The sequence below is a fragment of the Escherichia sp. KS167_9B genome, assembly GCF_030295215.1.
Classification (GTDB): domain Bacteria; phylum Pseudomonadota; class Gammaproteobacteria; order Enterobacterales; family Enterobacteriaceae; genus Escherichia; species Escherichia coli_F.
In genome coordinates this window covers 501968-516540 of the sequence record NZ_AP025754.1, presented here as the reverse complement: position 1 = coordinate 516540, position 14573 = coordinate 501968, and the positions used below count along the sequence as shown (strand labels likewise).

General features: G+C 49.8%; 14 protein-coding genes. 3 read left to right on the top strand and 11 right to left on the bottom strand.

What is annotated here, in order from left to right:
* Positions 1 to 53: 53 nt before the first annotated feature.
* Entirely contained in the window at positions 54 to 1157 is a 1104-nt protein-coding gene (gene ribD, locus QUE34_RS02520; protein ID WP_032302567.1) for a bifunctional diaminohydroxyphosphoribosylaminopyrimidine deaminase/5-amino-6-(5-phosphoribosylamino)uracil reductase RibD, read from the bottom strand.
* Between the two features lie 3 nt (positions 1158 to 1160).
* On the bottom strand, positions 1161 to 1610 hold the full coding sequence (gene nrdR / locus QUE34_RS02515; RefSeq protein ID WP_000543535.1) for a transcriptional regulator NrdR: 450 nt from the start codon (positions 1608 to 1610) through the stop codon (positions 1161 to 1163).
* Positions 1611 to 1760: 150 nt separating this feature from the next.
* Between nrdR and QUE34_RS02510 the strand changes: the two genes are divergently transcribed.
* Positions 1761 to 2300, top strand: a complete 540-nt coding sequence (locus tag QUE34_RS02510) for a SadB/YajI family lipoprotein (RefSeq protein ID WP_032183465.1) — start codon at positions 1761 to 1763, stop codon at positions 2298 to 2300.
* 297 nt (positions 2301 to 2597) lie between these two features.
* A complete protein-coding gene (gene tsx / locus QUE34_RS02505; protein ID WP_001295328.1) occupies positions 2598 to 3482 on the top strand; it encodes a nucleoside-specific channel-forming protein Tsx in 885 nt (294 codons plus the stop codon).
* Positions 3483 to 3658: 176 nt separating this feature from the next.
* On the opposite strand, the gene yajD is transcribed toward tsx, so the two are convergent.
* The 7 genes from yajD to queA form a co-directional block, all read right to left on the bottom strand.
* Entirely contained in the window at positions 3659 to 4006 is a 348-nt protein-coding gene (yajD, locus tag QUE34_RS02500; RefSeq protein WP_000974813.1) for an HNH nuclease YajD, read from the bottom strand.
* Between the two features lie 186 nt (positions 4007 to 4192).
* Positions 4193 to 4651, bottom strand: a complete 459-nt coding sequence (tnpA, locus tag QUE34_RS02495) for an IS200/IS605 family transposase (protein ID WP_000502112.1) — start codon at positions 4649 to 4651, stop codon at positions 4193 to 4195.
* A gap of 194 nt (positions 4652 to 4845) precedes the next feature.
* The gene (gene secF, locus QUE34_RS02490) at positions 4846 to 5817 is read right to left on the bottom strand and encodes a protein translocase subunit SecF (protein WP_001533008.1); all 972 of its coding nucleotides are present in this window, start codon (positions 5815 to 5817) and stop codon (positions 4846 to 4848) included.
* A gap of 10 nt (positions 5818 to 5827) precedes the next feature.
* A complete protein-coding gene (secD, locus tag QUE34_RS02485; RefSeq protein WP_064735139.1) occupies positions 5828 to 7675 on the bottom strand; it encodes a protein translocase subunit SecD in 1848 nt (615 codons plus the stop codon).
* Positions 7676 to 7702: 27 nt separating this feature from the next.
* Positions 7703 to 8035 (bottom strand): preprotein translocase subunit YajC, encoded by a 333-nt coding sequence (yajC, locus tag QUE34_RS02480; RefSeq protein ID WP_000007629.1) that lies wholly within the window; start codon positions 8033 to 8035, stop codon positions 7703 to 7705.
* A gap of 22 nt (positions 8036 to 8057) precedes the next feature.
* Entirely contained in the window at positions 8058 to 9185 is a 1128-nt protein-coding gene (gene tgt, locus QUE34_RS02475) for a tRNA guanosine(34) transglycosylase Tgt (protein WP_000667319.1), read from the bottom strand.
* A gap of 54 nt (positions 9186 to 9239) precedes the next feature.
* The gene (gene queA, locus QUE34_RS02470; protein ID WP_032302563.1) at positions 9240 to 10310 is read right to left on the bottom strand and encodes a tRNA preQ1(34) S-adenosylmethionine ribosyltransferase-isomerase QueA; all 1071 of its coding nucleotides are present in this window, start codon (positions 10308 to 10310) and stop codon (positions 9240 to 9242) included.
* A 92-nt stretch (positions 10311 to 10402) separates the two neighbouring features.
* On the opposite strand from queA, the gene acpH reads away from it, so the two are divergent.
* Positions 10403 to 10984: an ACP phosphodiesterase gene (acpH, locus tag QUE34_RS02465; RefSeq protein WP_001009863.1), complete on the top strand. Its 582-nt coding sequence runs from the start codon at positions 10403 to 10405 to the stop codon at positions 10982 to 10984.
* Positions 10985 to 11004: 20 nt separating this feature from the next.
* On the opposite strand, the gene QUE34_RS02460 is transcribed toward acpH, so the two are convergent.
* Both QUE34_RS02460 and malZ read right to left on the bottom strand, forming a co-directional pair.
* Positions 11005 to 12450: a hypothetical protein gene (locus QUE34_RS02460; protein WP_103253319.1), complete on the bottom strand. Its 1446-nt coding sequence runs from the start codon at positions 12448 to 12450 to the stop codon at positions 11005 to 11007.
* 185 nt (positions 12451 to 12635) lie between these two features.
* Positions 12636 to 14453: a maltodextrin glucosidase gene (malZ, locus tag QUE34_RS02455; RefSeq protein ID WP_032302561.1), complete on the bottom strand. Its 1818-nt coding sequence runs from the start codon at positions 14451 to 14453 to the stop codon at positions 12636 to 12638.
* Positions 14454 to 14573 lie beyond the last annotated feature (120 nt).

The following is a 14573-nucleotide window of genomic DNA, read 5'->3' as shown; positions in this document are numbered from 1 at the left end:
GGGCGGATTTTAGCATAATATTTCGTGCGCTGCTTCCCTTTCGAGCCGGGAGATCATGCACCCACTAAATGCAGGCAAACATCCGGGCCTACATGACGTATCTCTTTGAATTTAAATTGGGGGGCGTCGGCTAATTTCTCAAGTCCTGGCAGCGTGCATAATCCACGGGCGTCGTTGCCTAATAGTTTAGGTGCGATATAGACAATCAGCTCATCAACTAAACCAGCCTGTAGCAATGCGCCAGCGAGCGTTGGCCCAGCTTCCACCCAGATGCTATTAATCTGCTGTTTACCCAGTTGCATCATCAATACAACCAGATCCAGGTGACCTTTATGCTCTGGAATCAGCAAGGTTCGCACCGTTTCCGGCCACTCGCGAGAATCTTCCTGCGTACGCGCGAACCAGGTTTCGCCAGACTGCTGCACAATACGGTGTTCCGGCGTCACGCGATTTTGGCTATCAATCACAATACGTACTGGCTGGCGGAGATTTTGTTGCGGATAGAGCGCCTGAGTTTGTTCATCCAGTTCAGACCAACGCACCGTTAAGGCTGGATCGTCCGCCATGACTGTTGCGCTGCTGGTTAAAATGGCATGACTTTGCGCACGCAGACGTTGTACATCGCATCGCGCCTGAGGAGACGTGATCCACTGGCTCTCACCGCTCGCCATCGCCGTGCGACCATCAAGCGACGCGCCAAGTTTTAACTGGATATAAGGGAAGCCGGTGCGCATGCGCTTGAGAAAGCCTTTATTCAATTGCTCGGCTTCACTCATCATCAGGCCGTGGCTGACGTCAATGCCAGCCTGTTGCAAACGATAAAGTCCACGCCCAGCGACCTGCGGGTTAGGATCCTGCATCGCGGCAACCACGCGCGTGACACCCGCAGCAATCAACGCATCGCAACATGGCGGCGTACGACCATGATGACTACAAGGTTCGAGTGTGACATACGCCGTGGCACCTTTGGCTTTTTCGCCAGCCATGCGCAACGCGTGTACCTCGGCATGCGGTTCACCCGCTCGCTGATGGTAACCTTCACCGACGATTTCGCCATCTTTTACAATGACGCACCCGACATTCGGGTTGGGATGAGTGGTAAAACGTCCTCGTTGCGCCAGCTTAAGCGCCCGCGCCATGTAATACTCGTCCTGCACGGCTTAGTCCTCCAGGCGCGCGATCTCTTCGCCAAATTCTTTGATATCTTCGAAACTGCGATAGACAGAGGCAAAACGGATATAGGCGACTTTATCGAGCTTTTTCAATTGCTCCATCACCAAATTGCCAATCATCTTGCTCGGCACTTCACGCTCACCGGTGGCGCGCAGCTGCGATTTAATATGATTGATTGCCATTTCGACGTCATCGGAACTCACCGGACGTTTTTCCAGCGCCCGCAGCATTCCGCTACGTAATTTCTCTTCATTAAACGGTTCACGCACGTCGTTGCTTTTTACAACACGCGGCATAACCAGCTCCGCCACTTCAAAGGTGGTGAAACGTTCATTACACACCAGACACTGCCGACGGCGGCGTACGGATGAGCCCTCGCCCACGAGACGAGAGTCAATTACCTTAGTGTCCACGGCGAAACAGAATGGGCAATGCATACGGCGTCCTGACCAGGTGGTTAACAGAAATCTATTTTACCCTGAACTGACGATACAACAAAGGCGCAACGCTTTTGAGATAAAGGATCGATGCTTTCGCTGCTTTTACCCTCTACCATTAGGCTTATTGCGATGAGAAAGGGACGACCTATGAATACAAACGTTTTTCGACTGCTCCTGCTGGGAAGCCTGTTCAGCCTTAGCGCCTGTGTGCAGCAAAGCGAAGTGCGACAGATGAAACACAGCGTCAGCACGCTGAACCAGGAGATGACACAACTCAATAAAGAAACGGTCAAAATCACTCAGCAAAACAAGCTGAATGCAAAATCCAGCAGTGGGGTTTACCTTCTGCCGGGAGCGAAAACACCAGCAAGGCTGGAAAGCCAGATCGGTACTTTACGTATGTCGCTGGTGAATATTACGCCTGATACAGATGGCACCACCCTAACGCTACGGATTCAGGGCGAGTCGAACAATCCTTTGCCCGCATTCAGTGGCACTGTTGAATATGGGCAAATTCAGGGAACAATAGACAATTTTCAGGAAATCAATGTGCAGAATCAATTGATTAACGCCCCTGCCAGCGTCCTCGCCCCCAGCGATGTTGATATTCCGTTACAGTTAAAGGGGATTTCTGTGGATCAGTTAGGCTTTGTACGTATCCACGACATTCAACCTGTTATGCAGTAAACGTATCGCGGGGCGTTTTGTGCGTCCCGCAACATCTTTCCCCGTCATTTTGTTACTCTGCTTACATCACCCAGATTGATAGTAAAAGTTTGCAACAAGGGTGAAAGTCAGTACAATCCCCGCCCGAATGTGTGTAAACGTGAACGCAATCGATTACGTAAATGATAGAACTGTGAAACGAAACATATTTTTGTGAGCAATGATTTTTATAATAGGCTCCTCTGTATACGAAATATTTAGAAACGCAATTTGCGCCTTTTTCACTCCCGCAAGGGATTTTCAAACAGTGGCATACATATGAAAAAAACATTACTGGCAGCCGGTGCGGTACTGGCGCTCTCTTCGTCTTTTACTGTTAACGCAGCTGAAAACGACAAACCGCAGTATCTTTCCGACTGGTGGCACCAGAGCGTTAACGTTGTCGGAAGCTATCACACCCGTTTCGGACCGCAGATCCGCAACGATACCTACCTTGAGTACGAAGCATTCGCTAAAAAAGACTGGTTCGACTTCTATGGGTATGCGGATGCGCCGGTATTCTTCGGCGGTAACTCCGATGCAAAAGGTATCTGGAACCACGGTTCCCCGCTGTTTATGGAAATCGAACCACGTTTCTCCATCGACAAGCTGACCAATACTGACCTTAGCTTTGGTCCGTTCAAAGAGTGGTACTTCGCGAACAACTACATTTACGACATGGGTCGTAATAAAGATGGTCGCCAGAGCACCTGGTACATGGGTCTGGGTACCGATATCGATACTGGCCTGCCGATGAGCCTGTCCATGAACGTCTATGCAAAATACCAGTGGCAGAACTATGGCGCAGCGAATGAAAACGAGTGGGACGGTTACCGTTTCAAAATTAAATACTTTGTGCCGATTACCGATCTGTGGGGTGGTCAGCTGAGCTACATCGGCTTCACCAACTTCGACTGGGGTTCCGATTTAGGGGATGACAGCGGTAACGCAATCAACGGTATTAAGACCCGTACCAATAACTCCATCGCTTCCAGCCATATTCTGGCTCTGAACTACGATCACTGGCACTACTCTGTCGTAGCTCGTTACTGGCACGACGGTGGTCAGTGGAACGACGATGCAGAACTGAACTTCGGCAACGGCAACTTCAACGTTCGCTCTACCGGCTGGGGTGGTTACCTGGTAGTAGGTTACAACTTCTGATGAATGAAATGCCGGATCTTGTATCCGGCATTTCAGATTGTTAACAACGTGCGCTTTGTTCATGCCGGATGCGGCGTAAACGCCTTATCCGGCCTACAAAAGCACGTAAATTCAATACATTGCTGAGATTACTTAGGCCTGATAAGCGTAGCGCATCAGGCAATTTTGCGTTTTAATCACTTCTTCTTATTCATCATTGCTTTTAAATCAGCGAATGGGTTGTACTTCGCTTCACCGACATCTTTCTGCGCATCTTCCCCTGCGATAACCGTCGTACCATACTGATCCGCTTCGGTATATTTCGAATGCTCATGATCATGGCAATACAGACACAACAATTCCCAGTTACTGCCATCTTCCGGGTTATTAGTATGGTCGTGATCAATGTGGTGAACGGTAAGTTCACGCAGGTTGGAATAGACAAACTCGCGGGAGCAGCGTCCACACACCCACGGATAGATTTTTAATGCTTTTTCGCGATAGCCGCTTTCTAACCGCGCATAATTTTTTGGGATGATAGCCATGAGAAGTTACCTGGATGAAATGTAGGGTTAGGCGCAGTTTCCCAAGATGCGAGGGTTTTCGCAATCACCTTACATCAAATAAATATCCTCCGGCATAGCCGGAGGTTTTTCAAATGCGCCTGTAAGGCTCTGTTACCAGCCGCGCCCTAACAGGCGCATACGATCTGACATTTGCATTCAACTTCGTTACTTACGGCCCGTAAACGGGCTGCCCGGATATGGAATCGATAACTGCTCCCCCATTTTATCCTCTTCAAGCTGGTGCTTTATGTAGTCCTGTATCTTCGCCGTGTTCTTACCCACCGTATCGACATAGTACCCTCGGCACCAGAACTCCCTGTTTCTGTATTTGAATTTCAAATCCCCAAACTGCTCGTAAAGCATCAGACTGCTTTTCCCTTTCAGATATCCCATAAAGCCGGATACGCTCATTTTGGGTGGGATTTCCACAAGCATATGGATATGATCTGCGCAGCACTCTGCTTCCAGAATCCGTACGCTTTTCCACTCACACAGCTTTCTCAAAATACTGCCTATCGCCCTACGCTTCTCTCCGTAAAACGCCAGTCTTCGGTATTTCGGCGCAAAAACTATGTGATATTTACAGTTCCAGCGGGTGTGCGCTAAGCTCTTTTCGTCCCCCATTGGGACCCCCTTTTGATTTCTTGTTTGACACTTGCAGTTGCCAGACCGCAAGGTGTTTTAACAAATCAAAAGGGGTTTTAATAACTGGCTCAAAGCTGAAAGCTTTCCGGAACCCCCAGCCTAGCTGGGGGTTTTCTGTGCACAAAAAAATCCCGATCTTCTGACCGGGATTTTCAACATCAGCTGAAACTTGATTAAGGCAGAATTGACGGCTGATCCGCCCCTTCTTTTTCCACTTTCTGCTGCAGCATGTGTTCGCGCTTCATACCCAGTTTCAGAGCCAGCGCCGATGCTACGTAGATGGAAGATGCAGTACCGATGGAAACACCGATAAGCATGGTCAGCGAGAAGCCTTCCAGTACCGGACCACCGAAGAGGTACAGCATCAGGATAACCATCAAGGTAGTACCGGATGTGATCAAGGTACGGTGCAGCGTCTGGGTCAAGGACACGTTAAAGATTTCGTAAGGCGTACCGCGACGGATCTTGCGGAAGTTTTCACGAATACGGTCCGAGACCACGATACTGTCGTTAAGCGAGTAACCGATGACCGACATCAGTGATGCCACAATGGTCAGGTCAATCTCGATATGGAATAACGACAAAATACCCAGCGTAATGATAACGTCGTGCGCCAGTGCAATAACAACCCCTGCCGCCAGTCGCCACTCAAAGCGGAAACCTACGTACACGAGGATAGACAGCAGCGCCGCCATCAACGCCATCGCACCGGTTTGCGCAAGGTCTGCCCCCACGCTCGGACCGACGAACTCAATACGCTTCACTGCCGCATTCTGATTGGTGGATTCGTTAATCACCTTCAGAACTTTGCTGCCCAGCACCTGACCACCGGTTTCGCCTTCAGCAGGCGGCATGCGGACCATGATGTCGTGGCTGCTACCAAAGTTTTGCAGCATCGGCTCTTCAAAGCCCGCTTTCTGCAATGCATCACGCATCACATCGATTTCAGCCGGTTTTTCGAGCGTAATTTCGATAACCGTACCACCGGTGAAATCCAGCCCCCAGTTAAAGCCGCGCACGCCCATAATAACGATAGCGGCGATTAACAGCAGACCAGAGATGCCGAAAGCCCAGTAGTCCCAGCGCATAAAGTCATAGACTTTACGGCCGTGGTTTAGTTGTTCAACAGTATATTCCTGTGCCACATCGCACTCCTCAGATTGACAGCTTCTTGACGCGCTTGCCGCCATATAGCAGGTTTACGATGGCACGCGTACCGACAATCGCGGTAAACATCGACGTCGCCACACCGATACCGGTAGTAATCGCGAACCCTTTAATTGCCCCGGTACCCACTGCGTACAGGATGATGACTTTAATCAGCGTGGTGATGTTCGCATCGAAGATAGAACTGAATGCGCCACGATAACCTTCATCAATTGCCTGTTGAACAGTACGTCCGTTGCTCAACTCTTCTTTAATACGTTCGTTGATCAGTACGTTCGCATCGACCGCTACCGCAAGGGTTAAGACGATACCCGCGATACCTGGCATACTCAGCGTTGCGCCTGGCAACAGCGACATAATGCCGACAATCAAGATCAAGTTGGCAATCAGAGCACTGGTCGCAATCAGACCAAACTTCTTATAGAAGAGGATCATGAACAGAATAGAAACCAGCAGACCGGCAAGGCAAGCCTCCAGCCCCTGTTCAATGTTCTGCATACCCAGGGTTGGGCCAATGGTACGTTCTTCAACAATCTGAATCGGCGCGATCAACGCACCGGCACGCAACAGCAGTGACAGCTGACGGGCTTCGTTCGGGTTGTTGATGCCGGTGATACGGAAGCTGTTACCCAGACGAGACTGGATGTTGGCGATGTTAATCACCTCTTCCTGTTTCACCAGAACCGCACGACCGTTTGCATCTTTCTTACCGCTGTCTTTGTACTCCACAAACAGGGTTGCCATCGGTTTGCCGATGTTGTCCTTGGTGAAGTTAGACATGATGTTGCCACCAGCGCTATCGAGCGAGATGTTAACCTGCGGCTGGTTGTATTCGTCCTGGCTGGAAGTGGAGTCGGTGATATGGTCACCGGTCAGAATTACGCGTTTGTACAGCACAACCGGCTGACCTTCGCGGGTCTGTTTCACTTCAGAGTCGCCCGGTACGCGGCCGGATGCCGCTGCGGCCTGATCAACGTTGGTGTTTACCAGACGGAATTCCAGCGTTGCCGTCGCACCCAGAATCTCTTTCGCACGCGCGGTATCCTGAATACCAGGCAGTTCTACAACGATGCGGTCAGCACCCTGACGTTGTACCACCGGCTCAGCCACACCAAGTTGGTTAACACGGTTACGCAGGATATTGATGTTCTGCTGCACCGCATATTCACGCGCTTCACTCAGGCGAGCATCGCTCATTACCGCACGCAGCTGGTTGCTGCCCTGGCTACTAATCACCAGGTCCGGATGACGCTTGCTCAGATACGCAATGGCTTCATCACGAGCTTTAGCATCGCGGAAAGTGATGCTCAGGCCGTAGTTGTTTTCTTTACGAACGGTGGTATACGGGATGCCCTTTTCGCGCAGGTCGCTGCGCAGGCTATCAATGTTTTGTTCCTGGAGTTTGCCAAGCGCGGTGTCCATATCCACTTCCATCAGGAAGTGAACGCCGCCACGCAGGTCAAGGCCGAGCTTCATCGGCTCAGCGTGAATAGCTGCCAGCCAGCGCGGCGTTGCCGGGGCAAGGTTAAGCGCCACGACGTATTTGTCACCCATAACGCCCATTAATGCTTCACGAGCGCGCAGTTGGGTGTCAGTGGAGTCGAAGCGCGCAAGAATAGCGCCCTCTTCCAGTGCCACAGACTTAGCAGTTATTTTTTCTTCTTGTAACGTTTTCTGGACCTGGATCAGCGTTTGCTCACTGGCGGCGACTCCGCGCGCGCCAGTGATCTGAACAGCCGGATCCTCACCAAACAGGTTGGGAAGTGCATACAGCAGACCGATGACAATCACCACGATCAGCATGACGTACTTCCACAAAGGATAACGGTTTAACACGGCAATTCCCTTAGGGAAAAATTTTAATTACAGCGCCTTCATGGTGCCTTTCGGCAGAACGGCAGCTACGAAGTCACGTTTAATAACTACTTCAGTGGTGTCATTCAGCGCGATAGCAATGTAGCCGTTTTCCGCTACTTTGGTTACGCGACCGACCAGGCCACCGTTCGTCAGAACTTCATCACCTTTGGCAATGGAGTCCATCAGCTTTTTGTGTTCTTTGGTGCGCTTCTGCTGTGGACGCAGGATCATGAAATAGAAAATCAGACCGAATACCACCAGCATCAAAATCAAAGACATCGGGCTACCTTGCGCCGGTGCACCCGTTGCCGCTACCGCATCAGAAATAAAAAAGCTCATTAAATTTCCCTCATTATTAATATTAATCAACGTTCAAAGGTGGTACTTCTCGCCCCTGACGCTGGTAAAAATCAGTTACGAAGCTCTCTAATTTACCCTCTTCAATAGCCTTGCGTAAACCCGCCATCAAACGCTGGTAGTAACGAAGGTTATGAATGGTATTGAGTCGCGCGCCTAATATTTCGTTGCAACGGTCGAGATGATGCAAGTAAGCGCGTGAATAATTGCGACAGGTGTAGCAATCACACTCAGGATCGAGTGGGCCAGTATCGCTCTTATACTTCGCATTGCGGATTTTCACCACGCCATCGGTCACGAACAGATGACCATTTCGGGCGTTGCGGGTTGGCATTACGCAGTCAAACATATCGATACCGCGACGCACGCCTTCAACCAGATCTTCCGGTTTACCAACGCCCATCAGGTAACGTGGTTTGTCTGCCGGAATTTGCGGACACACATGCTCCAGAATGCGGTGCATATCTGCTTTCGGCTCACCCACAGCCAGACCGCCGACAGCGTAGCCATCAAAACCGATATCTACCAGACCTTTAACAGAAATATCACGTAAATCTTCGTAAACGCTGCCCTGAATGATACCAAACAGCGCATTTTTGTTTCCGAGACTGTCAAAACGCTCACGGCTACGCTTCGCCCAACGCAGAGACATCTCCATGGAGCGTTTTGCGTAATCCCAGTCAGCAGGATACGGCGTACACTCATCAAAGATCATGACGATATCCGAACCAAGATCGTACTGAATCTCCATCGACTTTTCCGGGTCGAGGAAAATCGGATCGCCGTTGATGGGGTTACGGAAGTGAACGCCCTGTTCAGTGATTTTACGAATATCGCCAAGACTGAAAACCTGGAAGCCGCCGGAGTCGGTAAGAATCGGGCCTTTCCACTGCATAAAATCGTGCAGATCGCCATGCAGTTTCATGATTTCCTGGCCCGGGCGCAGCCACAGGTGGAAGGTGTTACCGAGAATAATTTGTGCGCCAGTGGCTTCAACTTCTTCCGGCGTCATCCCTTTTACGGTGCCGTAGGTGCCAACAGGCATAAAACAAGGCGTTTCCACTACGCCACGATCAAAGACCAGGCGGCCACGGCGTGCGCGACCGTCGGTGGTGTCCAGTTCAAATTTCATTTTTTCTCCACTACGTCAGAAAAACAGTCCAACGTTTAAACCAGCGCCGCGGAATTACTCCCCGACGCGCTCATTAATTGCCTGCGGATTGTACGTGATAAACATCGCATCACCGTAACTAAAAAAGCGATATTTCTCTTCTACCGCCGCTTTATAGGCGTTCATAGTGTGTTGATAGCCGGCAAATGCCGAAACCAGCATAATCAGCGTCGATTCAGGAAGGTGGAAGTTCGTCACCAGCGCATCGACCACTTTGTACTGGAAGCCCGGATAGATAAAGATTTGGGTATCGTCAAAGAACGGTTCAATGAGATCGTTTTTCGCCGCCTGGGCCGCGCTTTCCAGCGAACGTACCGAGGTGGTGCCAACCGCAATCACCCGATTGCCACGCGCTTTTGCTGCCAGTACCGCGTCTACCACATCCTGCGACACTTCAGCGTATTCTGAGTGCATGATGTGATCTTCAATGGTGTCGACGCGCACCGGCTGGAAAGTACCCGCACCAACGTGCAGAGTTACGAACGCCATCTCCACGCCTTTGGCGCGCAATTTTTCCAGCAAAGGTTCGTCAAAATGCAGCCCGGCAGTCGGGGCCGCTACCGCGCCCGGTTTTTCACTATAAACTGTTTGATAAAGTTCGCGGTCTGCATCTTCGTCCGGACGGTCGATGTACGGCGGCAGTGGCATGTGGCCGATGCTGTTGAGGATATCCAGTACAGAACGATCATCATTAAATTCGACTTCAAACAGTGCGCCGTGGCGAGCGGTCATTGTTGCGTTGATACTTTCGTCATCGCCCAGCAGCAGCTCTGCGCCCGGTTTTGGCGCTTTCGAGGCGCGAATATGCGCAAGAATGCGTTTGTCGTCGAGCATACGCTCAACCAGCACTTCAATCTTGCCGCCGCTGGCTTTACGCCCAAACAGGCGCGCCGGGATCACGCGGGTATTATTAAAAACCAGAAGATCGCCGGGGTTGAGCTTATCGAGTAAATCGGTGAAAGTACCGTGCGTCAGCGCGCCCGTCGGCCCGTCCAGCGACAGTAAACGACAGCTACTGCGTTCAGGCATTGGATAGTGGGCAATCAGGGATTCGGGCAATTCAAAGGAGAAATCGGTAACGCGCATGACACTGACTCAGACTAAAATAAGAGGCGGGTAGTCTAGTGCCGGGGCGCTCTCCCTGCAACCTTTACCCCCCTTTGGATAGAATATAATCGATGAATTTTTTAGCTCACCTGCATCTAGCCCATCTCGCGGAAAGTTCGCTTTCCGGTAATTTACTGGCTGATTTCGTACGCGGAAATCCTGAAGAAAATTTTCCGCCCGACGTCGTGGCTGGCATTCATATGCATCGACGTATCGACGTATTGACTGACAATCTACCGGAAGTCCGCGAGGCACGGGAATGGTTTCGTCGTGAAACTCGCCGCGTTGCGCCTATTACACTGGATGTCATGTGGGATCACTTTCTTTCACGCCACTGGTCGCAGCTATCACCGGACTTTCCGCTACAGGAATTTACCTGTTATGCCCGTGAGCAAGTGATGACTATTCTTCCAGACTCACCGCCACGCTTTATCAATCTGAACAACTACTTATGGTCTGAGCAATGGCTGGTTCGCTATCGCGATATGGATTTCATCCAGAACGTGTTAAACGGCATGGCAAGCCGTCGCCCACGTCTGGATGCCCTGCGTGACTCTTGGTACGATTTAGACGCCCATTACGATGCTCTCGAAACCCGCTTCTGGCAGTTTTATCCGCGGATGATGGCGCAGGCGTCACGCAAGGCGCTCTGAAACTTCAAGCTCCAGCGTCACTATTTTTTAGCATTCGCATCCAGCGGGGCGGCATAACAGCTGTAAGAAAAACATTCGCTGGAATGATTGGCGATATCTTTAAAGTTGCTTTCAGCAACCCCCTCGAACATGAGTACCGTTCTGGACAAATCTCCGTTTTCATTTATATGTGGAAAATCAAATTGTGCACTGAATCGCCATACATCTGTCTTTTCTGGCTCGCTGTTCACAGAGATACGTCGATGGAAGACCCCTCCTGTAAACGTGCGCCAGAACAATTGTTGATCAAAATCTTGTAATATCTCAGAGTTGGATGCTATTTGATGTAGTAAACCTGCATACCGTGGACTGCCATCACGAGCAACATTATGCAACCCCTGACTAAAAGCATCAAATAAACAATACATGTGATCACTAGTGAAAAAAGGTCTTAATTTGTTTTGTTCTTCATCGCTGTAATCCAGGAGCATCTCATTGATTTCTTCCTGTGAGAATTTTAAGACAAAATTATCCTCAGGATTTGTTTCTTTCTTGTTTTTTTCGATATTCTTCTCCTCAATGGTCTTCGCATTTTGTTTCGCATTTTCTTCCTCAGTTTTTTTCTCAATTACTTCAGCAATTTTTTCCCGAGTTTTTGATTTTAGACTAACACCATCGATGTCAACCGGTGTTGTTTTCAGATCTCTCTGCGCGTCTTTCAAATTTGTCTTATAGAGATCGGGCACTTTATCGGCAGATAAGTATCCGGATGAAGAAATCTGGTGTGTACGCATGGGGGGCTGTTCACAAAGCATCGAGGCTATATCGTCTTTAAACTCTTTTACATTAAAGTTATCGGCATTAACCTTCCCTGTTATAAACCCCGCATCGGCAATTTTCTTCTCTAATTGTTTTGTACGTTTAGAATAATAAGCGTTGTTATCATAAAACTTTTCAAGAAGGGCCCACTCCTCAAGTTGCCTTATGTGATTTTTCAACTGTTGATGATCTATTTTATATTGATGTGTACTAGAATCATTTTGGTTGCAGGAGTTACAGATTTTTAAGCATAATTTTCCATCAGATTTATCATCTATGGTATCAGTGAAAATATAGGACACTTCAATACTCTGCCCGTACTTATCAGTCATCTCATATGACCATTGCCCCGTTCGTTTCGCATTCTTAATGACTTCGATGGACTCTGCAGGGCAACCATGAAGAATGGCCAGAATTTTATCAGGATGCTTAATTAGTAAAATTATTATATTTACAACGTTTGAAAAGAAACTTTTGCTATTTTTTATTTCATCGATTTTTTCCGCTGAAATGTTTACTAAGTTTTCATTTCCGGAAATGAAAAGCAATTTGCCATGGGGGCTTTTTTTAAATTGTTCTTCTGTTTTAGAAAAGACATCCTCTTTAAAAGGTGGCAACTCAGTACCAGTAATAAACGGTTTCAATAAATTCGAATTTGAAATTGTCATATCTTTGCTCCACTACAGGGTTATCCTGGAGCAGGTTGTACATAACCTCATGGGCAAAGAATACCAAAAATCGCTCATATCGATCGGGACAAATATTTAACAAACTCAGCCCTGACATTGTGCAGCTTTTTCGCTGCGTAGTGTCAGGGCTGATGACTAACGACGTAACAAATAAAACAGATGCTTTAGTTCATCCACACCGTAGCCGAAATGGCAGACAAAGCCAGAATCCCGTCCGTCAGTTGCCCATGCCCCTCCTTGCGTTGCCATTGCGCGACATTGAGTAACGGCGACGCGGGTAGCACCACTTCACAGGCTTCGCCACGGTTGATAGCCACCAGCACACGCTGCTGATTCAGCACGCGGACAAATACCACTACGTGATCTTCCGCATATACCACCTGGCAGCCACCACGACGCAGCGCCTGACTTTTCTTACGTAGCGCAATCATTCGCTGGTACAGCGCGAATAATGCCGTATCCTGTTTATCCACCTGCCAGGGGAACGGTTTACGGCAAAACGGATCGTTTTTGCCATCCACCCCCACTTCATCACCGTAATAAATACACGGTATGCCAGGCCAGGTAAGAAGCCAGACCACCGCCAGCGGCAGACGCGCGACATCTCGACCGAGAAGTGTTTTAAATCGCGCAGTATCGTGGCTGTCGAGCTGATTAAACATGCGCAATTGCTGTTGATGAGAAAGCCCTGCGCGGTAATTATCCATCCAGGCCATACAGGTTTGGGCGTCAATCTGCTGAGGATCGTAAGAGATATCAGTGTTGGCAAGAAATCCCCACAACGGGAATGTGAAGCCACGATAGTTCATGGCGGCATCTTCCACATCGGCCTGTAACCATTGCCGTGCATCGCCAAAATGTTCGCCGACTATATACGCTTCCGGTTGGGTTTCTTTCGCGGCTTCGGTGATCCCAGCGACGTGCTGTAAATTATTGCGCGCCCCACCCGCTTCTCCCAGCATATGCACCACATCCAGCCGCCAGCCGTCCATATTCCATGGTGCTTTCAGCCAATGGCGGACAATGCTGTCTTCCCCGCGATAAATTTCATTCACCAGACTTTCCGACTGATAATCCAGCTTCGGCAAGCTGGCATAGCCCAGCCAGTCGAGCGCCGTGCCATCATCACTAAACGAGTACCAGTCGCGCCAGGGCGATTCGGGGTTGTGACAAGCTCCCCCCGTGCCACGATTGTGCCTGTCAAACCAGGCATGGGAATCGCCACTGTGGTTAAACACACCGTCCAGCACCAGCCGCATTCCCAGCTGCTGCGTATTGTGTCGCAAACGCAGCAATGCCCCATCACCGCCAAACTGCGGATCGACATGGCGATAATCCTCGGTATCGTATTTATGTACGCTGGGAGCTTTAAACACCGGATTAAGATACAGCGCCGTCACGCCAAGTTTTTTCAGATACGGCAGTTTTTCTCTGATACCGTCCAGATCGCCGCCATAGAACGTTGATCCGCCCGCCTGCGCCGTGACCGGTTCATCCCAGTCACGCAAGATGATCTCTTGTCCGGCTGCGTGATGGTAATAAACATGATCCTGTTCAGCTTCACGAGGAAGACTACGGGCGAAACGATCAGGGAAGATCTGATAAAAAATCTGATCCGCAGCCCATTGTGGGCCGATATCCGGGACATCGACGGCAAACTGCTCCAGTCGTGCTGGCGGCATTCGGCTGAAGCCCTGCGGTGTAAACCAACGCTGGCGATCGTGCCACAGTAATTTGAAACTATAACGCCGCCGAGGTTGCCCGCTGGAGAGATCGATCGCCGCCCGCCATGCGGTGACACCAGGCTGGGGCTGACTGCGCTGCTTATGCATCGGTACTGACGTTTCTTCGTTATCGTTTTCTGTACGTAGCATAATCCGCTGCGGTGGGTCTTCGCCTGTCAGCCACAGTGTAATGAGTAGTTGATCTTTGCTTTGTTTAACAAATGGGGGCACCGGCAGGTGCCATGCATTTAACATCATAATTCCCCTGTGATGAAAATCTGATCACCTTGCCATAGCCTAATGCAGGATCACTCATCATCTGAAGGATATTTGGGGGAGGAGGACGGGGGCGGATAACTTTCGGAATAGCCGGATCAG